The organism is Streptomyces sp. NPDC051636 (assembly GCF_044453765.1).
Classification (GTDB): Bacteria; Actinomycetota; Actinomycetes; order Streptomycetales; family Streptomycetaceae; genus Streptomyces.
The window spans coordinates 20,658-45,824 of the sequence record NZ_JBITDA010000020.1; the positions used below are offsets into that span (position 1 = coordinate 20,658).

Genomic DNA, 25,167 nt, shown 5'->3' on the forward strand with positions numbered 1-25,167 from the left:
GGGCAGGCCGTCCGAAATCCCTGCGCTCAGCTTTGACATCACATACCAGAACGTCCTCGAAGGCCTTCGACGACAACTTCGACGATTTCGTCCGTGGTTCGCTCCCTCATCCGTGCCTCGTCAGTCGAGCGATCCCTTCGACACCTCCGGCATCGTGAACTCAAGCTACTCCCCAGCCGTTCATTCCGTGCTGCGAGAGCCATGACCTGGGCCACGCACGCGCACCACACCACAACGGCCGTGCTCGTGCGGGCCAGGCCGGCCGCGACGCGGGTCATCGAGCGGCGGGAGTCGGGGAAGGGCTGGAGAGCGGCGCCGGCGAGCGTTCCCTGGGCGGCGCCCGCGAACAGACCCCAGATCAGTCCGCCGGGCAGGAACATGGCGGGGAAGCCGGCGCGAGGATAGGCAAAGGCCAAGCCGCACAGCAGTCCCGCGAAGACGCCCAGGAGGCTGCTGGTGAGGATCGTGGCCGCGGTCAGCTGATCGCGGACCTGCGCCGAAAGTGTCCGGCCGCGCTCTGGGCGGACTTCCCGGAACACCGCCCCGGAAGCGACCAGGAACGTCGGCACTCCCAGCAGGAGCAGGATCGCCGCGCCGAACAGGCCGCCGCTCTTCCGGACCACCGTGGCCGGGGAAGAGGCCCCGCACCTGCCAGGCCAGCACGCCGACCAGCAGGGCCAGGAGCCAGTAGCCGGACAGCAGCGCCCAGCCGGCTCCGATCCGGGCCCGGCGCGCCCGTGCCACCGGGGTCTGCAGCAGCCCCGCCAGCGGCAGGGCGATCAGGGCCCAGCCGATGAGGAAGGCCTCGGCACCCCGGCCGGTTGCCGTGATCCGCTCGAACAGCTCCGGCGATGACGACAGGCCGAACCACTCCGGAGCCGCCGCCAGCATGCTCGTCAGTGTCAGGGAGACGACAGCCGCGGTCGAGCCCGCCGCGATGCGGAGGACTGTCACCCGGGACGGGGTTTCGCTTGATACGCCCTGACCCGGCGTTGGGGCCGCGCCTCCACCGCGATACGCCCGCACCCCGGCCAACGACAGCACCACGAGCCCTGACAGGGCCGCGCCGCCCATCGCGCCCAGCAGGGTCATCGGTACGACGTCCCCGGAGAACAGCGGGGGCAGTGCGTCCTCCTCGAGCGGGTCGTCGGGAGCCGGTGGTGGGTAGTCGGGCTAACCCGGCGACCCCGAGGGCGCTTGCGCGAGACAGGAGGCGAGCTGGTCCAGGCGGCGCGCGAGGGGGAACCCGGTCTCCGAGGCGTACGTGATCCGCTCGGGGAGCCGCGAGAGGTAGCCCGGGTCGAGGCGGGCGCCGTAGTTGACCACCTCGATGTTACCGGTGGCGGCGTCCGCGATCACGAACGGCCCGTCCTGTCCGAGGCGTTGGCGGAGCGTGGCCGCGAGGCGGTCCTGGTAGCCACCGGACTCGTCAGTTCGCGGGGCATCTGATCGGACACGTAGACCGGATCCGCGCGGAGGTGATCTGCCAGATAGGCGGCCTGGGGAGCGGAGTCGTCGGCCGCCCGGGCCGTCGGGGTGGCGGTCGTGAACAGCAGGGCCAGTGCGCAGAGGGCGAGGAGCGCGGCAGAACGGCCGGCCCCGCCAGGCGCCACGTCCGAGTGCGCGCCTGATCTCGACCGTGTGCCATGGCGGTTCTCACCGTTGCCCCCGTACCCGCTCCATTCCTGCTCACAGCACTCTACTGGGGGGTGCTTCGCTACTGTGAAACCGCTAGTCGTCCAGCAACCTCCGCAGCACAGGCGACAGCTCCGGCACCCGCGCCCCAGCCCTCTGCGCCTGCGCCACCGCCCTCACGTACGCCACCGCCTCCGCCCGGAGTCGTTGCTTCTCGGCGCCCTGGCGCATGCCTGCCAGCCAGATGAGGATCGCCAGGGGGATCAGGGCGAGGGCGCCGTAACCCAGGGGTGCGTCCGAGGTTGCCGCCCACAGGACGCCGGCGCCTGCGGCCAGCACAAGCAGGCAGCCGGTCTCGTCGTGCCAGCCGCCCTGGTCGGCGATCGTCTCGTACGTGGTGACCGCTGGGGGCTTCGGGGGGATCGGGGGCAAGGTGCCCTCGCCTGCCTCAGCCTCGCGTTCGTTGCCCTCCCCTTCGTACTCGTATGGCGGAATCTTCTTCTCCGCCCGTACCCCTTCGTACGAAGGAATCGGCGCCGCCCCCTTCCCGCCCCCGCCCGCGCCGGAAGTCCGCCCCTCCAGCCACCCGGGCACATACGCCAGCGGCAGCCCGTGCGCCCGTGCCACGCCCAGTACTTCCCGGTATCCGGCGAGTGCGGGGTGGGTCAGTTCCCGTTTCCAGCGGAGGCGGAGCCGGGTGAGGGTGGCCACGGCGATGACGATCAACGGGCCCGTGACGAGGAGGGCGGCCTTCGCGGCCTGGGCGGGGAGGGCGGGGGAGAGGAAGGGGAGGAGCGCGCCGGCCGTGAGGGTCAGGCCGCCCAGCCATACCAGGGGGCCGCGCTGGGTGGCGTCGAGGGCGCGGCGGCGTTCGGCGAGGAGTGCGGTGACCGCGGCGTCGTCCGTGTAGTCGACTCCGCAGCGTGTCCCGATCTCGCGGGCCGCCGACAGGACCCGGGGGTCGGTCGCCAGCGTCGCGCCGTTGAGAGGAAGGAGGCCGGGTGGTGTCGGTGTCCTCGTCACGCGAAGATCATGCCATGGGGGTTCGCTGGCGCACAGGGAGCGGTACTTCCGGCCGCCGTTCCCCAACCGGCCCAGGCAGAGCCCCAGTTGCAGAGCGTAACGGCCCGTCGAGTGAGGCCAAGGAGTGGGCACGTGCCTTGAGGGGCCTATGTGCGGCTGATACGGTGCGAACGCTTGACACTGACCCCGGCGCCGGATAGTCGGCAGAAACGCGCCGGGGGATGAAGTGTCCGCTTTTGCAGGGGAATTGGCAGACATTTTCTTGGATGTACGGGGAGCGGTTGCGTGAAGATCCAAGAGCGTACGGGGGCGGGCGCCGGTCGTTCCGTCGCTCCGGCTCAGCCGTCGGTCGGGGACCGGCTTCCCACACCTCCTCGTGAGCGCAAGCCCGCGCTGGCCGCGCTCGCGGTGCTGCTGGTTCTGCTCGGCGCGCTCGGGGCCACGACGCTCGTGCTGCGTGCCGGGGACCGGATCGAGGTCGTCAAGGTGACGAGCGAGATCGAGCCCGGGGAATCCGTCACCGACAACAACGTGACCTCCGTGATGGTCGCCGCCGACGACAGCATCAACTACGTCAAGTGGGACCAGCTGTCACTGCTGAAGAAGCTCAAGGCCCGCACGACCATCTACAAGAACACGGTCGTCATGGGGCAGATGTTCGCGGAGGGCAGCTCCATCCCGGCCGGCAAGGCCTCCGTCGGCGTGTCCCTCAAGGAGGGGCAGTACCCGGCGGACGTCAAGCCCGGTGACATCGTCGCCGTCTACAACGTGGACACCAGCGGATCCGGCTCCGACAAGACCGGCTCGAGCGACTCGACGTCCACCTCCTCCGGCGGACTCATCGTCGGTGACGCCCGCGTCAACACCAAGTCCGACAAGAGCGACGCCACCATCAGCACCGGCAACCTCTCCCTCACCCTCCTCGTCGACCAGTCCGACGCCGCCGCCGTGGCGCGTGCCGCGTCCGCCGGTGCGGTGGCCATCGTGCACGTCTCCGGCAACGGCAACTAGAAGGCGGCACCCACCCCATGGCGCTCATCGCTATCGCCGCCGACAAGGGTTCCCCCGGCGTCACCACCGCGGCCGTCGCCCTCGCCGCGGTCTGGCCGCGGCGCGTGCTGCTCGCCGAGGCCGATCCGGCCGGCGGGGACCTGGTGTACCGCAGTGCCGCCGCGCACGGCGGGCCGCTGAACCCGAACACCGGCATGCTGTCCATAGCAGCGACCGCCCGCCGCGGGCTCGTACCGGATCAACTCTGGGACCATGTGCAGCCGTTGAGCGGTGGGCTGGAGGTGCTTGTCGGGCTCGGTATCGCCGAGCAGGCCGCCGGTCTCGCGGGGCTCTGGCCGACCCTCGGCCACGCCTTCGCCTCCCTCGCCGAGTCCCCGAACGCGCCCGCCGACGTCATCGCCGACTGCGGACGGGTCAGCGGGGACACCCCGGCCGTGGAGTTGTTCCCGCACGCGGCTCTGGTCCTGCTCGTCTCGCGCACCGAGCCGGAGGCCATCGCCCGCGTCCGGGACCGCGCCGCCGCCCTCTCCGCCAAGCTGCACGGCGGCCCGCGCGGAGCCGCCACCCTCGCCACCCCGCTGATCGGCGTGATTCTCATCGCGGACCCGGGCAGCTCCGGCAAGCTGGTCAACCAGGTCAACGACATGCTGGTGCACGCCCAGACGGGCGCCCGGGTCGTCGGCACCATCGCCGACGATCCCGCCGGCGCCGACCAGTTGGCCGGCCGCAAGCGGGGGCGCCTGGACAAGTCCCTGCTGATCCGTTCGGCCCGCAAGGTCGCCGCGGACCTCCACCAGCAGTACGGCGCCGCCTGGACCGTACCGACGCAGGCGCCCCACGCGGGGGCCGGGCGATGACCGCTGTCGACCACCAGTTGGTCAAGCGGTTCCGGCAGGAGGCCGGCGACCGCATCGCCGAGCAGCGCCGCCTCGACCAGGTGGCCGGCGTCACGCCGATGTCGACGGAGGACGAGCGGCAGTACGCCCGCGCGGTCATCGCCCAGATCCTGGAGGAGTACGCCCGCGCCGAGATCAACGCGGGCCGTACGCCGCTGGACGCGGAGACCGAGGAGCAGTACGCGGCCGCCGTGCACGCCGCGCTGTTCGGGGTCGGACGCCTTCAGCCGCTGCTGGACGACCCCGAGGTCGAGAACATCGACATCAACGGGTGCGACCAGGTCTTCGTGGGCTATTCGGACGGCCGCGAGGAGAAGGGGGAGCCCGTCGCCGAGACCGACGAGGAGCTCATCGAGCTCATCCAGGTGCTCGGTGCGTACTCCGGCCTGTCGTCCCGGCCCTTCGACTCCGCCAACCCACAGCTCGACCTGCGACTGCCCGACGGCTCGCGTCTGTCGGCCGTGATGGACGTCGCCCGGCGGCCCGCCCTGTCCATCCGCCGCGCCCGCATGGGCAAGGTGTTCATCTCCGACCTGGTCGGCAACGGCACGCTGACGCCCGAACTCGGCCACTTCCTCGCCTGTGCCGTGCGCGCCCGCAAGAACATCATGATCGCCGGTGCCACCAACGCCGGTAAGACCACCCTGCTGCGCGCGCTCGCCAACGAGATCCCGCCGCACGAGCGGCTCATCACCGTCGAGCGGGCCCTCGAGCTCGGCCTCGACTCATTTCCCGACCTGCACCCCAACGTCGTCGCCTTCGAGGAGCGGCTGCCCAACTCCGAGGGGCAGGGCGCCATCAGCATGGCCGAGCTGGTCCGCCGGTCGCTGCGTATGAACCCCTCCCGGGTCATCGTCGGTGAGGTCCTCGGCGACGAGATCGTGACCATGCTGAACGCGATGTCGCAGGGCAACGACGGTTCGCTGTCCACGATCCACGCCAACAGCTCCAGCGAGGTCTTCAACCGTATTTCCACGTACGCGTTGCAGGCCTCCGAGCGGCTGCCCATCGAGGCCAGCCAGATGCTGATCGCGGGCGCGGTGAACTTCGTCGTCTTCATCCAGAGGCGCAACAACTTCGAGTCGGGCGGCCGCCTCCAGCGCATGGTCACCTCCGTCCGCGAGGTCAACGGCGTCGACGGCCGCGTGCTGTCCAGCGAGGTGTTCGCCGAGACCCCCGACGGACGGGTCGTACCGCACGCGCCCATAGCCTGCCTGGAGGACCTGATGGCCCACGGCTACCGGCCACACGGAAGCTGGGGGTGAGCGGCATGACCCACCCGACCCTCGGCCCGGCCCACCTGGCACTCGGCTCGCTCGGCTCCATGGGCGGCCTGTTCTCCACCACCGTCCTGTACGCCATCGGCTCCGGCGTCGCCGTCGGCGGCGGCCTCGCGCTGCTCCTGATCGCCGTGCGCGGCCTGCCCGCCAAGCCCGAGCACGAGAAGCACAAGGCCAACGAGCGGGCGGCGGAACTCATCCGGTTCGCCGGGCAGCGCGGTTCGCTCGCCGCCATCATCGGGCTCGCCGTGCTGCTGCTGACCCGCTGGGCGGTGGCCGGCATCGCGGCCGGCGTCCTCGTCTTCTTCTGGGACCGCCTCTTCGGCGGTGCGGCGGAGGAGCGGGCCGCCATGCGCCGCGTCGAGGCCCTCGCCTCCTGGACGGAGTCCCTGCGCGACACCATCGCGGGCGCGGTCGGCCTGGAGCAGGCCATCCCGGCGTCCGCGCGGGCCGCCGCCCCCGTCCTGCGTCCCCACCTCGACGCCCTGGTCGACCGGCTGCGCGCCCGCACCCCGCTGCCCGAGGCCCTGCAGCACCTCGCCGACGAGATCGACGACGCCTCCGCGGACATCATCGTCGCCGCCCTCATCCTCAACGCCCGCCTCCGCGGCCCCGGTCTGCGCCAGGTCCTGGGCGCTCTGGCCAAGTCGGCGCGCGAAGAGGTCGACATGCGTCAGCGCGTGATGGCCCAGCGGGCCTCGACACGGCGCTCGGTGCAGATCGTCGTCGCCGTCTCGATCGCGTTCGTCCTCGGCCTCGCCGTCTTCAACCGCGACTTCGTGGCCCCGTACGGCACCGCGGTCGGCCAGCTCGTCCTCGCCGTCGTCTGCGGCCTGTTCTCGCTCGGCTTCTGGTGGCTGCGCAAGCTGTCGACGATCGAGACGCCGGAACGCTTCCTGGTACGGGACCAGTCCGGGGTGCAGTTCGTACGGCCCCGGACGCCCGCCCAGCAGCCGTTGCCAACGGAAGAAGGTGTACGCCGGTGAACCTGACGATGCCGATCGTCGTCGGCGTGGTCTTCGGCCTGGGCGTCTACGCCCTCATCCGGGCCCTGATGCCGACGAAGCGCAGCGCGGTCGCCCAGGTCGCGCGGATCGACGCGATGCGGGCGCGGGGAGCGGCGTACGAGTCCGCGCGCCAGGCCAAGGACACCGGCCGCATCGGCTCGCTGCGGGCCGAGATCGGCGCCCGGGTCTCGGAGTTGTACCTCCAGCAGGGATGGGAGCAGCGCTCGCTGCGCGCCGACCTCGCCGTGCTGGACCGCAGCTGGGAGAACTTCCTGGCGACCAAGGTGCTGCTGGCCACGGCGGGACTGTTCTTCGGCCCGTTCCTGTTCGCGGTGGTCTGGACGCTCGGCTTCGGCTCCAGCCCGGTCATCCCGGTCTGGCTGGCCCTGCTCTTCGCGGCCGTCTTCTTCTTCCTGCCCGACCTCGAGGTACGGCGGGACGCGGCCGACAAGCGGCGGGACCTGCGCCGGGTCATCGGCGCCTACCTGGACCTCGTGTCGATGAGCCTGGCCGGCGGCCGGGGCCTGCCCGAGGCCCTGATGGCGGCGGCCGAGGTCTCCGACGGGTGGGCCAACCAGCGCATCCGCAACGCCCTCGCCGACGCCCGCATCACCGGCGTCAGCCAGTGGCAGGCGCTCGGCGCGCTCGGCGAGGAGCTGGGGGTGGAGGAGCTGAAGGACCTCTCGGCGTCGCTGGCCTTGGTCGCCGACGACGGCGCCAAGGTACGCGAGTCCCTCGCCTCCCGCGCCGAGACCATGCGCCACCGCGAACTGGCCGAGATCGAGGGCAGCGCGGGTGAGAAGTCACAGTCGATGCTCGTCGCCCAGCTGCTGCTGTGCGCCGGGTTCCTGGTGTTCCTGATCTTCCCGGCGGCGATGCGGGTGTTCCAGGTGTGAGCCGTTTCCAGAACTTCTGCCAACTGCTGTTTCGAGAGGACAACTCATCATGAGCGGACGGAACTTCAGCACCGGGATCCCGGCCGTGGACTTCCTGGTCACTTTCTTCCAGGGCCGCGTCCAGCGGGCCCGCTCCGGCGAACTCGACCGCGGTGCCTCCGCGGTGGAGTGGGTCATCATCTCCGCGGTCGTCGTGGCGATCGTCGGCGTCGTCGCCGCGATCATCAACTCCGCGCTGAGCGAGGGCGCCAACAAGGTCGGCGACTGCATCAAGGGTGCCGACGCCAGCAAGACCTGCTGACCGAAGTACGTACTACGGGGACGGCGACGGGGATGGCGACGGGGACGGCGACGGGGATGCGTGCACGCGCGCGCGGATGGGCACGCCGCCGGGCCAAGGCCGCGCGCGGCCGGTCCGGCGACCTGGGCATGACCGCGATCGAGTTCGTGTTCCTCACCCCCGTCCTCTTCTTCATGATCTTCGCGATCGTGCAGTTCGCGCTGTACTTCTTCGCCGACCACGTCGCCCAGGCGGCCGCCCAGGCCGGCGCCCGCAAGGCCCGCGCCACGGCCGACGAACAGCCCGGCGCGTGGCGCGGCGAGGCACGGGACGTGGTCGACTCCTACATCCGCCAGCTGGGCCCCCAGCTCGTGCTCTCCCCGGACGTGACGATGCTCCAGCCGGAGCAGAACACGGTCGGCGTGGAGATCACGGCACGGGTGCCGACGGTGTTCCCCGGGCTGGACCTGACGGTGCACGCGCAGTCGTCGGGGCCGGTGGAGCGGTTCGTGAAGGAGGGGGAGAACTAGGTGGGCTTCTCCCGACTGCGTGAGCGGGTCGCGTGTGCGTCCGACGACCGGGGGCTGTCGACGGTCGAGGTCGTGATCCTCGCCCCGGTGATGATCCTGTTCATCCTGGTCCTGGTCGCCTTCGGGCAGCTCGTCGACGGCCGGGGCGCGCTCGACGGCGCCGCACGCGACGCGGCCCGCGCGGGCTCCATCCAGAAGGACCACGCGACGGCGATGGCCGAGGCCCGCAAGGCGGCCGAGGCCGACCTGTCGGACGTCTGCTCCGGGCCGGTGTCCGTCGTCCAGACCAGCCAGGGCTTCGAACCCGACACCATCTTCACGGTCGAGGTGAGCTGCCAGGTGCGCGGCCTGGCGATGCTGGGCCTGGACGTCCCGACCCGGCTGTCGGCGAGCTTCAGCTCCCCGCTGGATCCGTTCCGGAGGACGGCGTGAGAGGGGCCGTACGCGCGTGGTGGCGCAGTCGTCGCGCGAGGATGGACGACCGGGGCTCGGGCGCCGGCGCGGTGATCATCTTCGCCCTGGTCTTCCTCTCCCTCTCCGCGTTCGTGATCGACGGCGGCCTGTCCATCTCCAAGCGCGAACGCGCCGCCGACATCGCGGAACAGGCGGCCCGTTACGCCGCCCAGGACATCGACAAGGAAGCCCTGTACGACGACCAGGGCGGCGCCGCGCCGATCAAGTACGAGGAGTGCGACGCCCGGGTGAAGGCCTTCGCCCGCGAGATGGACATGACCGGCGCGGACATCGCCGCGACGCACTGCGTGGCCGCCGACGCGCAACAGGTCGAGGTCGAGGTGCAGCTGACCTACGAGCCGGTGTTCACCGGCATGTTCTACGGCGGGAACGTCGTGGTGCACGGCCGGGCGACCGCCGAGAACGAGGTCGGCTGAGCGGTGGCGGTGTGACCGTCACCGGTCACCTGTCGCGCAGGTGGCCTGTCAGGGCGGCTGTCGGCGAGCGGAGGTCTTCAGCACGGTTGCCGGCTCGTCGCTCTCGCGAAGGTAGAGGGCGGCGGGCGTGGCGGCCAGTTCGAGGCAGGCGTTGCCCTCGCCTCCGCCGGAGTAGGACGACTTCTGCCAGTTGTCGGGGGTGACCATGGTCTTCTCACAGCTCCTATGCCAACTGGTGGAGATCACCCTGCCCGGAACCGAAGCCGAGCCCTGGGAATACACCCCCCGTATCTCCCATGAGTCAGAGCCGTCACCGTGTGGCGCCGCACCCTTCGCCTCATCCTGACGATCCACGGCCTGATCCGCCTGACGGACATCGCCGAGCTCCTCGCGACGGAGCTGGTCTCCAACGCCGTACGGCACGCGAAAGGACCGGCCGCGCTCAGGCTGGGCTGGAAGGACGGCGTACTGCGCGTCGGCGCATGGGACGCGGACCCCGGCCGCCGGAACCCCCGATGGACCTGGCCGACTTGACGGAGGCGGAGGACGGTCGGGGTCTCGGCATCGCCGGGCCTGCGCCGGTCTGTGGGGATGGAACTTGTCGAGAAACAGTCACCCGGGAAAGTACGTGTGGTGCGAAGTGACCGCCGCACAGCGGCCCGCCCCCGCCCCGCGCTGCCCTTCGCATCGAACGCGAGTTCCCGGTAAGTTCACGTGTGCACAGGCTTGTTGACGATGCGCATGCGACGGGGGTTGCGAGGACATGGCGGGGCATCGGCCGGCGGACTGGCAGCCACTGGACCTGGACAAGGATCCGACGCCGGGGGATCCGGCCCGGGTCCGCTCACTGGCGAAGCAGTTGCACGACTTCGCGGACGATGTGTCCGAGGCGCTTCGCCTGGTGAAGGGCATGGCGGGCGAGGACACGCTGCTGGAGTGGGCGGGCAAGTCGGCGGAGGTCTTCAAGGACCAGTTCTCCGACGTCCCGAAGAACCTGAAGAAGCTGAAGAAGTCGTACGAGATGTGCGGCGACGCCCTCGCCGACTACTGGCCGAAGCTGGAGCGGGCCCAGACGCTGGCGGACAAGGCGCTCGCCAAGGCGAAGGAGGCGCAGGACGACCTCACCTCCGCCAAGTCGCGCCTGTCCTCGGCCGATTCGTGGGTGACGCGGGCCAACAAGGAAGCCGACAAGTACAAGGACGACCCCACCGGCAGCAAGAGCGACGCCGACAAACCGGACGAGGCGAAGGTCCGCGCGGCCACCCGGGACGCGCAGAACGCCAAGTCCGCTCACACCAAGGCCCAGTCGGACGTCACCACCGCGCAGAGCGCCCTGGACGCGGCGAAGAAGATGGCCGAGGACGCGCGCAAGATGCGCGAGGAGGCCGCCCGCGAGGCGAAGACGAAGATCGACCAGGCGTCGGACGCGGGGATCCAGAACCGGTCGTGGTGGGAGGACATCGGCGACTGGTTCGAGGACAACTGGGACACCATCGTCGCGGTCTGCAAGGTCGTCGTCGCCGTCGTCGGCATCATCGCGATGATCATCGGGGGGCCGATCCTCGGCGCGATCGTGCTGATCGCGGCGCTCGTCGTGCTCGCCGACACACTGAACAAATACCGAAAAGGCCAAGCATCCCTATGGGATGTGGCCTTCGCTGCCATGGACTGCATACCCGGCGGCAAGGGCATCACCAGCCTCGGCAAGCTCGCCAAGGGCATGAAGGGCCTCAAGGCGATGCGCCTGAAGGGGATGGCCAACGCAGTACGGGGCCTCGCCAAGAACGGCAAGGGGATGCTGGCCGACGGCGCCAAGGGCGCCTACAACCGGGTCAAGAGCGTGGTGCGGTCCAAGGGCAGTGACCCGGTGGACATGGCCACCGGCGCGATGTATCTGCCGCAGACGGACGTGGAACTTCCCGGGCTGCTGCCGCTGGCCTTCACCCGCCGAGTGGCCTCGGACTACCGCTGCGGCTGGTGGTTCGGCCCCACCTGGGCCTCCACCGTCGACCAACGCCTGGAGGTCGACGCGGACGGCATCGTCTTCGTCACCGAGGACGGTCTGCTGCTGTCGTACTCCCACCCGGCCGGGCCGGAAGCCCGCGTCCTGCCCCACTCCGGTCCCCGCATGCCCCTGACCCGCCTGGACGACGGCGGCTACCGCGTCGACGACCCGCTCACCGGCCACACACGCCACTTCACCCGCCCCGTCGACGGCATCGCGCTGCTGGCCCGCATCACCGACCGCAACCAGCACACGATCACCTTCGACTACGACGAACACGGCACCCCGCTGGCCATACGCCACTCCGGCGGCTACCACCTCAAGCTCACGACCGACGAAGGACGCGTCACCGCCCTGCGACTTGCCGGTGCCGCCGACGACGGCTCAGACGTCGTCATCAAGCGCTACGGCTACGCCGATGGCAACCTCACTGAGACGATCAACTCCTCCGGCCTGCCACTGCGCTTCACATACGACGACCGGCTGCGCATCACGTCCTGGATGGACACGAACAACAGCCGCTACGCCTACACCTACGATGACCGCGACCGCTGCATCGCCGAGGGCGGCGAAGCCGGCCACATCACCATCACGCTCGACTACGACGGCACCGACCCAGCCTGGCCCGGCTGCCGCATCACGACCCTCACTACTGCGGAGGGCGCGGTCAGCCGTTTCGTCGTCAACGACAACAGCCAGGTCATCGCCGAAATCGACCCTCTCGGGGGCACAGTCCGCACCACGTATGACGAACACCACCACGTCACGTCGTACGTCGACGAACTCGGCAACACCACCGAATACGTGAACGACGAACTCGGCCTTCCGCTCGAGATTCGATATCCGGACGGTAGCCGATCCTCGGTGGTGTACAACGAGCTGGGCCTGCCAACCGACATGGTGATGCAGAACGGCGGGAGGTGGTCCCGGACATACGACGAGCATGGCAACGGCCTCACCCTCACCGATCCCACGGGGGCGACGAGCCACTTCCACTACGACGGGCAAGGGCGCCTGACCGAGTTCGTCGATCCCCTCGGTCACACGACGCGCCTGGTCTGTGACCCCGCTGGTCTCGCCAACGAGGTGATCGATCCGCTCGGCGGCCGCATCGCCCTGGAGCGCGATGCCTTCGGCCGGACGGTCTCCGAGACCGGCGCTCTCGGTGAGGTCACCCGATGGTGGTGGAGTACGGAGGGAGAGCTGCTGAGCGTCGCCCACCCGGACGGTTCCACCGAGTCCTGGACGTACGACGCGGAAGGCAACTGCCTCAGCCACACCGACGCGGTGGGAGCCGTGACCCGCTTCGAGTACACGCACTTCGACCTGCTCAGCGCCCGCACTGATCCGGCAGGGGTGCGCCACCGCTTCGAGTACGACGCATCGCTCCAGCTGACCCGGGTGATCGATGCCGTCGGACGTACGTGGGACTACACGTATGACGCGGCCGGCCGTCTGATCGCGGAGTCGGACTTCGACGACCGCCTTGTCCGCTACGAGTACGACCCGGCGGGACGGCTCAGCGCACGGACGAGCCCCACCGGCCAAGTCGTCCGGCACACGCGTGACGTGATGGGGCGGCTGGTGCGAACCGATGCCGACGGCGAGGTCACAGACTTCACCTACGATCCGGCCGGCCGACTGGTGGGCGCCGTATGGCCGGGTGGGCAACTCGCCCGTACCTACGACGCTGCCGGCCAGCTGACCTCGGAGACGGTCAACGGGCGCACGCTGCGGCTCACGTACGACGCCGCTGGCCAGTTGGTCGGCCGGCGGACTCCCTCCGGTACCGAAACCGTCTACTCCTTCGACGCGGCGGGCCGCCGGACCACGCTGACCACGGGCGGGCGAACCGTTGTCTCCGTACACGACGCGGCGGGCCGGGAGACGAGCCGGTCCTGGGCCGGCACACTGCATCTGGCGCTGTCCTGGAACTCCATGGACCGGCTGCTGAACCACCGGCTCACCGGCCCGAACGGCGCGGCGCTGCCGCCTCGGGAGTTCACGTGGCGGTCCGACGGCGCGTTGCTCGCGGCCGGGGATCGACGCTACACACTCGACGCCGCCGGCCGGGTCGACCAGGTGGTGGCACCCGAATGGACGGAGTCGTACGCCTACGACGCCTCTGGCAACCAGGCCGAGGCACTCTGGCCCGAGACACACGTCGGCTCGGACGCCACCGGATCGCGCGAATACGCCGGCGGACGTCTCGTCTCGGCAGGACACGTGCGCTACGAACACGACGCGAGCGGGCGCCTCACCGTACGGCGGCGGCCCCGCCTCTCCCGGAAGCCCGATGTGTGGCGGTACACCTGGGACGCCCAGGACCGGCTGACCGAGGTAACCGTTCCCGACGGGACCGTGTGGTGCTACACCTACGATCCGCTCGGACGCCGCATCGCCAAGCAGCGCCTGGCCGCCGACGGCGGGGTGCTGGAGGAGACCCGTTTCACCTGGCACGAAGGGGTCCTGGTCGAGCAGTCCACCACCTTGGCGGACTGGCCGGTGGAGCAGAGCATGACGTGGGAGTTCGACGAGAGCGGGATGGAGCCGCTGGCGCAGTCGGAGCGCTATGTGAGCGCCGCAGCCATGTCGCAGGAGGAAGTCGACAGCCGTTTCTACGCCATCGTCACCGATTCCATCGGATCACCCACAGAACTTCTCGACGAGCACGGCACCGTCCTCTGGCGCCGCACGTCCACCCTGTGGGGCGCGACCACGTGGAATGACGACGCCTCGGCCTACACGCCCTTGCGCTTCCCGGGCCAGTACCACGATGTGGAGACGGGGCACCACTACAACCTGCATCGTCACTACGACCCCGAGACGGGACGGTACCTCAGCCCGGACCCCCTGGGGCTGGTTGCGGCATCCAACCCGGACACGTACGTCCACAACCCTCTCACCTGGCTCGATCCCTACGGCCTGTCGCCGTACCCGCCGATCCGTGTGAGAGCGGGGCAGCAGGTGAAGAAGGGCACGCCGTACGAGATGAGCCCGCCGGAGCGGGAGTTCGTGGCCAAACTGCTGGAGAAGCGCGCGAACCTGCGTGTCTACCGGACTCATGGCAAGCAGGCAGAGGGTGACTTCGTGATTGTGGATATGACGAACAAGAGGGACCGTGTCGGCTGGGTCGTCGATCACAAGATGAACAGCGAGAAGGTCACAAAGGGGAACCAGTTCACGAACGCCGCCCGTGCTGCGGAGGCCGTCCGTATCCCGGCGCACAGGTTCAAGATCGCCACGGGTGATACGGACAAGCTGCTGGAGATTCTGAGTCGCGGTCGTGGCGAGTGGGACAGGAGCTGAGAGTGATCATTTTCCCCAGACTGCTGAGCGACCTGCTCGATCAGGTCGACCGGACGCGTGCGGCGCATCTGGCGCTGGACTTCGCGCAGCACGTGCTCGACATCGAGCGGGACGAGATCACGGAGCCCGTCCTGGCCGCCTGCCTGGAGTACATCGCGGCGGCCCATGAGTCGATCGATCTCGGTGAGGCGTACCCGCGGCTGTTTCAGGCACGTGAGTGCCTTCGGGAGGCCGCCGCGCGGTGGGAGGGCGACGGATACGTCCTGGCCAGGGGGGCGGAGTTGACCTTGCGGGCTGCACGGGTGGGTACCGAGCGGCTGATGGACGAGGCGGCAGGGCGTGGGCCGGGCACCCCGCTTCCTTGCCTGTACGTCGCCCGCGAGCTCCAAGCGGAGGTGGGGCGCTGGTACGCGAAGGGGACCCCTGACGGCGCCGATGAGCGGCAAGCCGCGCGCCGTGCCCGCTGGGAGGAGGCACGCTGGCAGGTGCAGCACGTCATCGCCACCGAACCCGCTCCGCACGAGACCGGGGCGAGGGGCCGGTCGAGCGAGCGGTGAGGTGACTCCCGCAGTTCCTGACTCCGGTCCCGACTCGAGGCGTGGTGTCACGGCGTCCGTGACGTCCGAGCGGCGGGCAACCCCAAGCACGATGCACCCGAGAAGATGAGCGAGGAGACCGTGCGGCGGCTTCGAGATCCATGAGGCGGCCCGGCGTTTTCTCGCAGAGTTCGGCGGGCCGGAGAGCCGTGAGCGGGGCCGGGGAAGACGATGGCCCGCATGGGTTCAGACTTGACCCGACGGTGGCTGAGTGGGACGACGAGATCAGCGGTTGACCGACTGGATCTCCTGGACGTTCATGTCCTGGGTGGTGTCGAAGATGCCGTCGGGCAGGTCGCCGCCCGAGCCGTCCGAGCCCTTCCAGGTGATCTGCCAGGTGATGCTCGCCTTGAGGTGATACGGGGTGCCGTTGGAGGCGCGCAGGTAGGTGATGCCGCATGGTGGGGTCCTGTCGCCGTCGCCCTTCTCGTACGGGGTGCCGATTGAACCGTCCTCGTTGATCGTGCAGTTGCCCGAGGAGGGGTAGGTCTCGGCGTCCGGCGTGCCGGGGTCGAGGTGGAGCGCCACGGGCTTGGCGGTCGTCTCCGCCCACAGGCCCGTGTCGGGGAGTTCCGCGCGGACCTTGACCTCCTTGAAGGTGCCCTTGTCCAGCCACACCCAGGACGGGAGATTGACGGTGGACTTGGCCGTCGGCTTCACCTCGATCGAGGTACTGGGGACCTTGATCTTGTTGTAGGCGTACTCGGCGAGGGTCTTCGGTGTGGGGGCGTTCGGCACGTCGGGGATCTTGCCGGCGTCGACCCAGAACATGAGTCGGCTGCACAGTGATGTGTCGTCGAGGGAGCCGGCGTCCGGCGCGACTCCACGCCAGAAGTAGCCGTCCTTGCCGAGGTTGTAGTTCTTGTATCCCTTCACGGTGGCCGGGGTGGTGAAGATGCTGCTCGCGTCCTTCTCGTCCCTGAAGTGGTCGGTCCAGAGCTTCGACCCGTACCACCCGTCGCGCAGGCCGACGTCGCCGTCGCCGTTGTTCTCCGCGAAGTCCTTCAGCTGGGCGGGGGAGAAGACCGGCTCGTACCAGCACGGCGGCGGCTTCCAGTTCACGTCCGTCGAGGAGACGGTGCCCTGCTCGCCGCCGGTCGGGCCGCTGACTCGGGTGACCTTGATACGGGACTGGCGGGCGGAGGCGGACAGTTGGGTGCCCTTGGCCTTGCCGTATGTGCCGCCGCCACCGATGGCGTTGGCAGGTGTGGACAACAGGAGTACGACGCCCAGTGATACGAGCGCCACGGGCAGGGGCGCGTGCTGCGAGCTCACGAGCAAGCGCCCCGCTCCGAACGGGCGGACCTGGTCTGCCACACACCCTTTGCGTTCTTGCCCAGTGTGATGGCGTAGAAGACGTGGGGATCCGTGCCCGCCGGATTCCCCTCTTCCTTACCTGTCTTGCGGTCCTTTGAGTACGCCTTGCTCTCGTCACTGCAGTAGGTCAGATATGCCCCGATCCCGGTCTTGGCCAGGGAGACCTTGGGATCGTAGATGGGCAGCTTGCCGATGACCGTGAGGTCCTTTTCCGTGTAGGTCCTGATCCACTGCTGGACCTGGAGCAGCCCCGACTCGGTGTTGTAGAAGGAAAGCGCCTCGCTCTTGGTCTTGTTGGCGGTGATGGCCGCGTAACCCGCCCGGAGCTGTTCCTTCGCGTCGTTGAGCACCGCCCGCTTCACCGGATCGCTGCTCGTCCAGTTCTCGAACGTGAGCTGGAAGTTGCTCGGCAGCGTGATCACCGGGCGTTTGACGTCGGATGGTGCCGGCGACCACCCCGAGGCGGAGGCCGATGGGCTCCCCGATCCCGTGGCCGCGCCCTTGATGTCGTCTCCCTTGCCGCCACCGCTTCCACCGCAGGCGGTCAGCAGCAGGGCCGCGGTCGTCGTCAGCGTGGTCAGGGTCAGAGTGCGGCGGGTCACGGTTGAGTCTCCCCCGGAGTTCGGCACATGTGCAGCTGGGAATGAAGCTATCAGGGGCGTACGACGGTCACTTGAGTGGTCGCGGGGGACCGTGCGGGGAGTGTGAAGGGGTGCCACCCCTTCGACGCTGTCAGTCCGACTCAATAGGATCTCGGTAGGCTCGACCACCCCCCGACCGACTCCTCCCACACACCACCCAGGACACCCGCCATGGCGCGACGCAGCACATCAGGCTCGACGGGAAGCCCCAGCGGAGGCCCGGCCGGTCCGCGGAATCGGACACCGCAGCCGGTGCGCGTGCGGCGGCGTACGTTCGGGGACTTCGTCAAGGCGTTCCTGGCGTTCGTCGCCCTGCTCGTGCTGGTCGTCGGCGTGCCCGGGGCGCTGGCCGTCACCGTGGGCCGGCCGTTGCCGCACGGGGCGCCGAGCCTCGACTGGCTGCAGCGGGAGATCACGGTCACGACGTTCCTGCACGTCCTCACGGTGATCGTCTGGCTCGCCTGGGCCCAGTTCACCGCTTGCGTCCTCGTCGAGGTCAAGGCCGCGCTCTCCGGCGTCGGGCTGCCCGGCCGCGTGCCCGGTGCCGGGCCCAGTCAGCTGCTCGCCCGTCAGCTCGTCGCCGCGCTGCTGCTCGTCGGTGCCTCGGCCGCCAGCCTCACGCCGGGGCTCTCGCAGCTCGGGCACAACCTGGAGGGCAACCAGAAGGGGACCGTCGCCGCGGCCCAGCAGACGCCGGGCACCCTTTTCACGCAGCCGCAGGAGCAGGCCGCGAGCGCCGCCGCGGCCCTCGCCGAGCAGGCCTCCCACGCCGCCGCCCAGGCAGACGCCGGGGGCAGTACCGCCAAGGAAGCGGGCACGAAGTACTACCGGATCCAGCCGCCCGAGGGGCGTCACCACGACTCCCTCTGGGAGATAGCCCAGCGGCACCTCGGCGACGGGCGCCGGTACAAGGAGATCTACGAGCTCAACAAGGACCGTGTCCAGCCCGACGGTTCGCGACTGTCCGAGGCCAGCCTCATCCGGCCGGGCTGGATCATGGAGATGCCGGCCGACGCGCATGGCGGCGAGCTCGTCGAGATGCCCGACGCACATGTCTCTCCGGACGTGAAGCAGCAAATCCACGACTACTCCAAGTCCGGGGACCACACGTCCGGGGACCACGCCCAGGAGCAGCGGCAGGACGGCGGCTCCGGGGAGGCCCGCGTCCAACTGCCCGCGCAGCGGCCCGCCCCGGACGCCACCGCAGACCGGCCTCAGCAGGAGCACGCCACCCCCGCCACCGACTCCCACGGCACCTCCTTCGGCCTCCCCGAAGCCCTCGTCGGCGCCCCTCTTCTCGCCGCCGGTCTGCTCGGCGCCCTCGGTCGCCGGCGGCGGCAGGCGTTGTGGCAGTCGGCGCTGGGGGCGGTCGGCGGGCGGCGCGGTATGGAGCCGCCGACGCCGACCGGGGACGCCCAGGACGTCCAGGACGCGCTGCTGGTCGGCGCCGACCCCGACGGCGTACGGCTGCTGGACCGGTCGCTGCGTGGGCTCGCCGCCTCTCTCGCCGCCGAGTCGCGCGCGCTGCCCGTCGTCTACGCCGCCTGGTTCAGCCATGGCGACCTGCACCTCCAGCTCGCCCAGCCGGCCGGGAAGCCGCCGGCGCCGTGGCGGCTCGGGCAGGATCAGACGTTCTGGATGCTGGCCCGGACCGACGCCGAACGGTACGAGGACGTCGACACGGCCGCTCCGTACCCCGGTCTCGTCAGCCTCGGCACCATGGACGACTCGCGGCTGCTGCTCAACCTGGAGGCCGTGCCCGGCATCGTCTCCCTGAGCGGGCGCGAGGCCGACCGGGCCGCCGTGTTCGCCTCCGTCGCGGCCGAACTCGCCACCAACGGCTGGTCGGACCGGATGACGATCACCCTCGTCGGCTTCGGGGAGGACCTCACCGCGCTCGCCCCCAACCGGCTGCGCCACCTCGACGGCATCGAGGCGCTGATCGAGACGATGGAGGCCGAGACCCGGCAGCGCCGGGGCGCCCTGGGCGCCGCCGGACACGACTCCGTGCTCACCGGCCGCACCGGGCCCGCCCGGCACACCCGTTGGGCCCCGCACCTCGTCCTGCTCGCCGCCCAGCCCTCCGCCGAGGACGCCGTCAAGCTCGCCGAACTCGCCGCCGACGCCGGCCGCCTCGGCATCGGCTACCTGGTCGGCACCGAGACCGGCGATCTGCCCGGCGCCGCCTGGGAGATGGAGATCACCGCCAAGGGCAAGCTGCTCGCCCCGCTCCTCGGCCTCGAACTCGACGCCCAGCTTCTGCCGGCGGCCCAGCAGCGGGCGGTCGTGGAGCTGTTCGTCGAGGCCGACCCGGAGCGGGACCCGGACGGGCCCACGAACACCCCGCCGTTCCTCGTCGACATCAGCGAGCAGGGGCGGCCGGCGGTGTACGCGCGCCTGGTCGGGGCCTACGAGATCATCGGCCTCGACACCCCGGACGGCGACCGCAGCGCCCTGCTCCACGAGGCGCTCGCCCTGCTGCTCCTGCACCGCGAGGGCGTCCACCCGCGTGTGCTGGCCTCCGCGCTGTGGCCGCGCGGCGTCACGGACGACGTACGGGACGCGCTCGTCGAGCGGCTGCGCGCCTGGCTCGGCACCGATCCGGACGGCAGCCCCCGGCTCCGCGCCGACGAGACGGGACGGCTCACGCTCGCCAAGTCCGTCGTCTCCGACCTCGACGTCCTGCGCTCCCTCTACTACGAGGCCACGCAGGGCAAGGGCGTCGACAGCCGGGCCGTACGCGGGCGGCTGCTCACCGACGCGCTGGTGCTCGTCCGGGGACCGCTGCTCGCCGACCGGCCGGAGAGCCGCTACCGCTGGCTCACCCACGAGATCGTCGACGCCCAGCTCCCGCTGCTGGTCGCCGACATCGGGCTCGCGCTGTCCGCGTTCCACCTGGAGAAGGACCGTGCGGAGAAGGCCATCGAGGCCCTCAACGCGGCGCTGAGGACCGCCCCGGACGACGAGCGGTTGTGGAACGAGCTGCTGCGCGCCACCCACGCCACCGGCGACCCGGCCCGTCTGCGTTCCCTCGCCGCCGACCTCCTCGGCCGCAGCGGGGCGCGCGGACTGCCGCCGCGTACCGAGGCGCTCCTCGACGAACTGCTCCCGACGTGGCGCGACGGCGTCGCCGCGGCCGGATGAGCGACGGCCGGACGATCGACCTGGTGCTCGTCGCCGTCGCCGCGCTGTGGGGTGCGGCGGCGGGGACCCTCCTGCCCCGCGCCGCCTACCGCTTCTCCGTCCCCCCGGAGGAGGAGTGGCGGGAGAGCTGTCCGGGAGGGCATCCGGTCGGGGGGTGGATCGGGCGGGCGCGGTGCGCGCGATGCGTCTGGCCCGAGTCGTCGTACGGCCCCGGAACACCCCTCCTCGCCACCGTCACCGCCCTCGTCTGCGCCGCCCTCGCCGCCGCCACCGGCACCCGGCCCGAGCTCGGCGTGTGGCTGCTGCTCGCGCCCCTCGGGGTGCTGCTCGCGGTCGTGGACCTGCGCGTGCAGCGGCTGCCGGACGCGGTGACGCTGCCGCTCGCGGGGGCCGCGCTCGGGCTGCTCGCGCTGGTCACCCTGGTGCCCGAGCACGCCGGCGACTGGCTCACCGCCCTGCTGGGCGCCCTCGCCCTCGGCGCCGGCTACTTCGTGCTGTGGCTGATCAACCCCGGCGCCATGGGCTTCGGCGACGTGAAGCTGGCGCTCGGGATGGGGACCGTACTGGGCTGGTACGGCTGGCCGACGGTGATGCTGGGCACCTTCGCCGGGTTCCTGTTCGGGGCACTGTACGGCGGCGTACTCGTCCTCGCGCGGCGGGCCGGGCGCAAGACGATGATCCCATTCGGGCCGTTCCTGATCGCGGGGGCCTTCGCTGGGGTCCTGATCGGCGCGTACACGGCCTGACGTGAGCCCGGCGAAGGCGCTGGCGTAGGCTGGTTCGGTCCGCTCACAACCCTTACGAAAGGGACGCCCCGGTGACCGAGAAGGCCGACCTCCAGTCAGTGCTCGACCGTGCCGCCGCCGGTGGGCGGATCACCCCCGAGGAGGCCCTCCACCTCTACCGCGACGCCCCACTGCACGCGTTGGGCGCCGCCGCCGACGCGGTACGGCGACGGAAGTACGCCGGTATCGAGCACATCGCGACGTACATCATCGAGCGGAACATCAACTACACGAACGTGTGCGTCACGGCGTGCAAGTTCTGCGCCTTCTACGCGGCCCCCAAGGACACCGAGAAGGGCTGGACCCGCGACCTCGACGACATCCTGCGCCGCTGCGCGGAGACCGTCGAACTGGGCGGCACGCAGATCATGTTCCAGGGCGGCCACCACCCGGACTACGGCGTCGAGTACTACGAGAAGCACTTCCGGGCCATCAAGGAGGCCTTCCCGCAGCTGGTGATCCACTCGCTGGGCGCCTCCGAGGTCGAGCACATGGCCCGGATCAGCGGTGTCTCGGTGGAGGAGGCCATCACCCGCATCCACGAGGCCGGCCTCGACTCCTTCGCCGGTGCCGGCGCCGAGTTGCTGCCCGAGCGGCCGCGCAAGGCCATCGCCCCGCTGAAGGAGAGCGGCGAGCGCTGGCTGGAGATCATGGAGACCGCGCACCGGCTGGGCGTGGAGTCCACCTCGACCATGCTGATGGGCACCGGCGAGACCAACGCCGAGCGCATCGAGCACCTGCGGATGATCCGGGACGTACAGGACCGTACGGGCGGTTTCCGGGCCTTCATCCCGTACACCTACCAGCCCGAGAACAACCACCTGAAGGGCCGCACCCAGGCCACGCTCTTCGAGTACCTGCGGATGATCGCGATCGCCCGCCTCTTCCTCGACAACGTCCGCCACATCCAGGGCTCCTGGCTGACCACGGGCAAGGAGGTCGGCCAGCTGTCGCTGCACTACGGCGCCGACGACCTCGGATCGATCATGCTGGAGGAGAACGTCGTCTCCTCGGCGGGCGCCAAGCACCGCTCCAACCGTATGGAGATCATCGACCTGATCAGGAAGGCGGGGCGCGTCCCGGCCCAGCGGTCGACGACGTACGAGCACCTCGTCGTCCACGACGACCCGGCGAACGACCCCGTCGACGAGCGGGTGATGTCGCACATCTCCTCGACGGCGATCGCGGGCGGGACGGCGCATCCCGAGCTGAAGCTGCTCGCGTCGAACTGAGACCGTGGTGCTGACGATTCACGCCGATTCCCGAGGCCGTGCCCTCGTCGTCCAGGGCGAGTGGATCGCCGCCGTCGGGTCCCTGGAGGAACTGGCCGCCGCGCACCCACGTGCACGGGTGCGAACCTGGCCCGGCATCCTCACCCCCGGGTTCGTCAACGTCTACGGCAACGAGCTGCTGGAGCAGACGTACCACCCGGACCCACGGGAGGCCGACGACCTCGGCACCGAGCCGCTGACCGGCGAGGCGCTGACCATGCTCGTCCTCGACGACACCCGCTGGGGCGCCAGCGCACGGCGCGGGATCCAGCGCATGTTGGCGCAGGGCACGGTCACCGTGGCCTGTGAACCCTTCCGCAATCGCGCCGTGAAGGACGCCGTACGGCGCAGCGGTATCGGGACCACGGGCCGGTTGGGCCGCCCCGGCGACGTCCCCTCTCTCGACCCGTTCGGCTCCGCACGGCCGCCCATGACGGCGATCGAGCGACAGCAGGGCTCCGCCGCCCGCTTCGCGGTGTTCGACGTCCGTGACGAGGCGGAGCTGGCCGAGCGCGGAGCGGGCACCTGTGTGGCGACGGTCGTGGCCGGGCGGCTCGTGTTCCGGCGCCGCTGATCCGCCCCGGGGCCGCCCTGGCCCGCTCAGCCCGCGAACGCCTTCCCGGACAGCGGGCGGCGGGCAAGGCCGCGGCTTCGCCCGAGCGGGGGGACCACCCCCATCCGGCTGCTGGACCGGACCGTCACGGTCTTCAAACCGCGCGGTGACGATCCACCTCTGGCACGAGATCGCGCTGATCCCGGCCGTCCCCCTGATCGACCGGTTCTGGAACGTGCCCGCCTTCGAGAAGTACCTGCCGCTGGAGAGCCAGTGGTTCATGTGCGGCGTCGGCCGGCTCCTGATCGCGGCCTTCAGCCTGCCGTGCGGCTGGGTGGAGGACGTGGCGGCGAAGAAGAAGCCGAGACCTCTCCCGTGACGGCGTGCTGCAAGAATGGCGACGTGACCCGCGCTTCCCTGAACAAGCAGCCGCACGAAGTCGCCTCGATGTTCGACGACGTGGCGGAACGGTACGACCTGACGAACGACGTGCTGTCGCTCGGCCAGGACCGGGTGTGGCGCAAGGAGGTGGCCAAGGCGGTCGATGCCCGGCCCGCCCAGAAGGTCCTGGACCTGGCGGCCGGTACGGCCACCTCGTCGCTCCCCTTCGCACGCACCGGCGCGTACGTCGTCCCCTGCGACTTCTCCCTCGGCATGCTGCAGGTCGGGAAGCGCAGGCACACCTGGCTGCCGTTCACGGCCGGCGACGCGACGAGGCTGCCCTTCAAGGACGACACCTTCGATGCCGTCACCATCTCCTTCGGGCTGCGCAACGTGCAGGACACGGACGCGGCGCTGCGCGAGATGTACCGGGTGACCCGGCCCGGCGGGCGGGTGGTGATCTGCGAGTTCTCACACCCGACCTGGGCGCCCTTCCGGACCGTCTACACCGAGTACCTGATGCGCGCCCTGCCGCCGGTCGCGCGGGCGGTCTCCTCCAACCCGGACGCCTACGTCTACCTCGCCGAGTCCATCCGGGCCTGGCCCGACCAGCCCGCACTGGCCGAACGGCTGCGCAAGGCGGGCTGGTCGAAGGTGGCGTGGCGGAACCTCACCGGCGGGGTGGTGGCCCTGCACCGGGGCTACAAGGAGAGCTGAGCCCGGGCTTCAGGGAGAGCCGAACCCGACGACGGCGCAGGGATCGCCCGGCTCGTCCAGCTCGCGTTGCGGCCCGCCCCTGGGCGGTCTCGGGATGCGCGGCTCGCGCACACCCCCGCCGCCCTCTCCCTCACCGAAGTCGAACCACACGTACACCAGCGACTCCCGCGGCACCTCGGCTCCGGGCTGCGGGTACTGGCGTACGACGTGGTCGACGACGGTGTGGGGGAAGTCGGGCCGGTCCGGCGCGTTGAGGAACAGACCCCACGCCCGGGCCGTCTCGCGCGCGTCCACGGCCATCAGGCCGACGAGACGGGGTACGCGCACTTCGGGTGTTTTGGGTGTTATACGCACAGATGTCACCCCCAGTGGTACTGGAAGGGTAACTCCCCGCACGCGGCACTCGGAAGCGGTATGTGGCTTTCTGTGACAGTCCGCTACTCTCAGTCACCATCCTGCAGGCTGAGCCGGTAGCAGAGCGCTGGTTCGCCGAGCCTCGGGTGGGTGTAGGTCTCGGCGAGCTCCATGCCGAGGCGCCGCGCCACCGCGATGGAGCGCTCGTTGCCGGGCGGGATCACGGCCACCACGCCCGGCACGCCGGCCGCGCGCACCCGGTCGAGAGTCTCGCGCGCCGCCGCCGTCACGTACCCCTTGCCCCAGTGCGCCCGGCCGAGCCGCCAGCCGATCTCTGTCTCGCCCTGCGGCCCCCAGTCCCGCGGCCATGGCTGGGCGCCCGTGAAACCGATGACCTCGTCGGACTCGTCGAGCACGGACCACAGGCAGAACCCCCGCTCGGCGTCGTGCCGGCGCTGGCGGGCGGTGAGCTCCTCGTAGACCGACAGCGCCGCGGACTTGCCGCCGTGGAACTCCATGACCCCGGGGTCGTCGAAGACCCGGTGCCAGGCGAAGGCGTCCTCGTGGGTGGGGACGCGCAGTCGTACCGCGGGGAGAGGTCGGTTCACGGAAGCAGCCCTTCAGCCGGGTGATCAATTCTGCTGAA

24 protein-coding genes and 2 pseudogenes are annotated in these 25,167 nt (G+C 70.4%); 18 read left to right on the top strand and 8 right to left on the bottom strand.

Annotated features, from left to right (window positions below; genetic code table 11):
* Positions 1-38: 38 nt before the first annotated feature.
* The 3 genes from ACIBBH_RS28965 to ACIBBH_RS28975 all read right to left on the bottom strand — a co-directional run bounded on the left by ACIBBH_RS28965 (position 39) and on the right by ACIBBH_RS28975 (position 2,658).
* Positions 39-623, bottom strand: coding sequence for a hypothetical protein (locus ACIBBH_RS28965; protein ID WP_399409570.1), 585 nt, complete (start codon positions 621-623; stop codon positions 39-41).
* Positions 624-1,173: 550 nt separating this feature from the next.
* Positions 1,174-1,359, bottom strand: a complete 186-nt coding sequence (locus ACIBBH_RS28970) for a hypothetical protein (protein WP_399409572.1) — start codon at positions 1,357-1,359, stop codon at positions 1,174-1,176.
* A 372-nt stretch (positions 1,360-1,731) separates the two neighbouring features.
* Positions 1,732-2,658: a hypothetical protein gene (locus ACIBBH_RS28975; RefSeq protein WP_399409574.1), complete on the bottom strand. Its 927-nt coding sequence runs from the start codon at positions 2,656-2,658 to the stop codon at positions 1,732-1,734.
* Between the two features lie 285 nt (positions 2,659-2,943).
* Between ACIBBH_RS28975 and ACIBBH_RS28980 the strand changes: the two genes are divergently transcribed.
* The 9 genes from ACIBBH_RS28980 to ACIBBH_RS29020 are packed head-to-tail and all read left to right on the top strand — an operon-like array spanning position 2,944 to position 9,448.
* Positions 2,944-3,669: a hypothetical protein gene (locus tag ACIBBH_RS28980; protein ID WP_399409576.1), complete on the top strand. Its 726-nt coding sequence runs from the start codon at positions 2,944-2,946 to the stop codon at positions 3,667-3,669.
* 17 nt (positions 3,670-3,686) lie between these two features.
* Entirely contained in the window at positions 3,687-4,526 is an 840-nt protein-coding gene (locus tag ACIBBH_RS28985; protein ID WP_399409578.1) for a hypothetical protein, read from the top strand.
* Positions 4,523-5,830: a CpaF family protein gene (locus tag ACIBBH_RS28990; protein WP_399409580.1), complete on the top strand. Its 1,308-nt coding sequence runs from the start codon at positions 4,523-4,525 to the stop codon at positions 5,828-5,830. The genes ACIBBH_RS28985 and ACIBBH_RS28990 overlap by 4 nt, the downstream gene beginning before the upstream one ends.
* Positions 5,831-5,835: 5 nt before the next feature.
* Complete coding sequence (locus ACIBBH_RS28995) at positions 5,836-6,831, top strand: type II secretion system F family protein (protein WP_399409581.1); 996 nt, start codon at positions 5,836-5,838, stop codon at positions 6,829-6,831.
* Positions 6,828-7,748 carry a type II secretion system F family protein gene (locus ACIBBH_RS29000; RefSeq protein WP_399409583.1) on the top strand — a complete coding sequence of 307 codons (921 nt, stop codon included), beginning with the start codon at positions 6,828-6,830 and terminating at the stop codon, positions 7,746-7,748. Before ACIBBH_RS28995 ends, ACIBBH_RS29000 begins: the two co-directional genes overlap by 4 nt.
* A 49-nt stretch (positions 7,749-7,797) precedes the next feature.
* Positions 7,798-8,049, top strand: coding sequence for a hypothetical protein (locus tag ACIBBH_RS29005; protein WP_399409585.1), 252 nt, complete (start codon positions 7,798-7,800; stop codon positions 8,047-8,049).
* A gap of 56 nt (positions 8,050-8,105) precedes the next feature.
* Positions 8,106-8,558, top strand: coding sequence for a TadE family protein (locus ACIBBH_RS29010; protein ID WP_399409587.1), 453 nt, complete (start codon positions 8,106-8,108; stop codon positions 8,556-8,558).
* Positions 8,559-8,990 carry a TadE/TadG family type IV pilus assembly protein gene (locus tag ACIBBH_RS29015; protein WP_399409589.1) on the top strand — a complete coding sequence of 144 codons (432 nt, stop codon included), beginning with the start codon at positions 8,559-8,561 and terminating at the stop codon, positions 8,988-8,990. It begins immediately after the preceding gene.
* A gap of 41 nt (positions 8,991-9,031) precedes the next feature.
* Complete coding sequence (locus tag ACIBBH_RS29020; protein WP_399409591.1) at positions 9,032-9,448, top strand: pilus assembly protein TadG-related protein; 417 nt, start codon at positions 9,032-9,034, stop codon at positions 9,446-9,448.
* Positions 9,449-9,496: 48 nt separating this feature from the next.
* On the opposite strand, the gene ACIBBH_RS29025 is transcribed toward ACIBBH_RS29020, so the two are convergent.
* Positions 9,497-9,655: a DUF397 domain-containing protein gene (locus ACIBBH_RS29025; RefSeq protein WP_399409593.1), complete on the bottom strand. Its 159-nt coding sequence runs from the start codon at positions 9,653-9,655 to the stop codon at positions 9,497-9,499.
* Between ACIBBH_RS29025 and ACIBBH_RS29030 the strand changes: the two are divergent.
* The 3 genes and pseudogenes from ACIBBH_RS29030 to ACIBBH_RS29040 all read left to right on the top strand — a co-directional run.
* Positions 9,654-10,100 (top strand): annotated as a pseudogene (locus ACIBBH_RS29030) (ATP-binding protein); the annotation flags it as partial. The gene ACIBBH_RS29025 and the pseudogene ACIBBH_RS29030 overlap by 2 nt on opposite strands.
* Before the next feature lie 111 nt (positions 10,101-10,211).
* Entirely contained in the window at positions 10,212-14,762 is a 4,551-nt protein-coding gene (locus ACIBBH_RS29035; protein ID WP_399409595.1) for an RHS repeat-associated core domain-containing protein, read from the top strand.
* Positions 14,763-14,764: 2 nt separating this feature from the next.
* A complete protein-coding gene (locus ACIBBH_RS29040; RefSeq protein ID WP_399409597.1) occupies positions 14,765-15,319 on the top strand; it encodes a hypothetical protein in 555 nt (184 codons plus the stop codon).
* Positions 15,320-15,583: 264 nt separating this feature from the next.
* On the opposite strand, the gene ACIBBH_RS29045 is transcribed toward ACIBBH_RS29040, so the two are convergent.
* The gene (locus ACIBBH_RS29045; protein WP_399409599.1) at positions 15,584-16,633 is read right to left on the bottom strand and encodes a hypothetical protein; all 1,050 of its coding nucleotides are present in this window, start codon (positions 16,631-16,633) and stop codon (positions 15,584-15,586) included.
* Positions 16,630-17,277, bottom strand: a complete 648-nt coding sequence (locus ACIBBH_RS29050) for a hypothetical protein (protein ID WP_399409601.1) — start codon at positions 17,275-17,277, stop codon at positions 16,630-16,632. The genes ACIBBH_RS29045 and ACIBBH_RS29050 overlap by 4 nt, the downstream gene beginning before the upstream one ends.
* 210 nt (positions 17,278-17,487) lie before the next feature.
* Between ACIBBH_RS29050 and ACIBBH_RS29055 the strand changes: the two genes are divergently transcribed.
* The 6 genes and pseudogenes from ACIBBH_RS29055 to ACIBBH_RS29080 all read left to right on the top strand — a co-directional run bounded on the left by ACIBBH_RS29055 (position 17,488) and on the right by ACIBBH_RS29080 (position 24,167).
* Positions 17,488-20,460, top strand: a complete 2,973-nt coding sequence (locus ACIBBH_RS29055) for a BTAD domain-containing putative transcriptional regulator (RefSeq protein ID WP_399409603.1) — start codon at positions 17,488-17,490, stop codon at positions 20,458-20,460.
* Positions 20,457-21,206, top strand: coding sequence for a prepilin peptidase (locus ACIBBH_RS29060; protein WP_399409605.1), 750 nt, complete (start codon positions 20,457-20,459; stop codon positions 21,204-21,206). Before ACIBBH_RS29055 ends, ACIBBH_RS29060 begins: the two co-directional genes overlap by 4 nt.
* A gap of 71 nt (positions 21,207-21,277) precedes the next feature.
* On the top strand, positions 21,278-22,477 hold the full coding sequence (gene mqnC, locus ACIBBH_RS29065) for a cyclic dehypoxanthinyl futalosine synthase (protein ID WP_399409607.1): 1,200 nt from the start codon (positions 21,278-21,280) through the stop codon (positions 22,475-22,477).
* 7 nt (positions 22,478-22,484) lie between these two features.
* On the top strand, positions 22,485-23,090 hold the full coding sequence (locus tag ACIBBH_RS29070) for an imidazolonepropionase-like domain-containing protein (RefSeq protein WP_399409782.1): 606 nt from the start codon (positions 22,485-22,487) through the stop codon (positions 23,088-23,090).
* Between the two features lie 96 nt (positions 23,091-23,186).
* A pseudogene (locus ACIBBH_RS29075) lies at positions 23,187-23,448 on the top strand (acyltransferase); the annotation flags it as partial.
* 23 nt (positions 23,449-23,471) lie between these two features.
* On the top strand, positions 23,472-24,167 hold the full coding sequence (locus ACIBBH_RS29080; RefSeq protein WP_399409609.1) for a demethylmenaquinone methyltransferase: 696 nt from the start codon (positions 23,472-23,474) through the stop codon (positions 24,165-24,167).
* A 9-nt stretch (positions 24,168-24,176) separates the two neighbouring features.
* On the opposite strand, the gene ACIBBH_RS29085 is transcribed toward ACIBBH_RS29080, so the two are convergent.
* On the bottom strand, positions 24,177-24,494 hold the full coding sequence (locus ACIBBH_RS29085) for a PASTA domain-containing protein (protein ID WP_399409611.1): 318 nt from the start codon (positions 24,492-24,494) through the stop codon (positions 24,177-24,179).
* 116 nt (positions 24,495-24,610) lie between these two features.
* A complete protein-coding gene (locus ACIBBH_RS29090; RefSeq protein WP_399409613.1) occupies positions 24,611-25,129 on the bottom strand; it encodes a GNAT family N-acetyltransferase in 519 nt (172 codons plus the stop codon).
* Positions 25,130-25,167: the final 38 nt, after the last annotated feature.

Excerpts from the sequence above, each read along its gene's own strand:
- ACIBBH_RS28985 (WP_399409578.1), top strand. The coding sequence starts at position 3,687 with ATGGCGCTCATCGCTATCGCCGCCGACAAGGGTTCCCCCGGCGTCACC.
- ACIBBH_RS28990 (WP_399409580.1), top strand. The coding sequence starts at position 4,523 with ATGACCGCTGTCGACCACCAGTTGGTCAAGCGGTTCCGGCAGGAGGCC.
- ACIBBH_RS28995 (WP_399409581.1), top strand. The coding sequence starts at position 5,836 with ATGACCCACCCGACCCTCGGCCCGGCCCACCTGGCACTCGGCTCGCTC.
- ACIBBH_RS29005 (WP_399409585.1), top strand. The coding sequence starts at position 7,798 with ATGAGCGGACGGAACTTCAGCACCGGGATCCCGGCCGTGGACTTCCTG.
- ACIBBH_RS29010 (WP_399409587.1), top strand. The coding sequence starts at position 8,106 with ATGCGTGCACGCGCGCGCGGATGGGCACGCCGCCGGGCCAAGGCCGCG.
- ACIBBH_RS29020 (WP_399409591.1), top strand. The coding sequence starts at position 9,032 with ATGGACGACCGGGGCTCGGGCGCCGGCGCGGTGATCATCTTCGCCCTG.
- ACIBBH_RS29025 (WP_399409593.1), bottom strand. The coding sequence starts at position 9,655 with ATGGTCACCCCCGACAACTGGCAGAAGTCGTCCTACTCCGGCGGAGGC.
- ACIBBH_RS29035 (WP_399409595.1), top strand. The coding sequence starts at position 10,212 with ATGGCGGGGCATCGGCCGGCGGACTGGCAGCCACTGGACCTGGACAAG.
- ACIBBH_RS29055 (WP_399409603.1), top strand. The coding sequence starts at position 17,488 with ATGGCGCGACGCAGCACATCAGGCTCGACGGGAAGCCCCAGCGGAGGC.
- ACIBBH_RS29060 (WP_399409605.1), top strand. The coding sequence starts at position 20,457 with ATGAGCGACGGCCGGACGATCGACCTGGTGCTCGTCGCCGTCGCCGCG.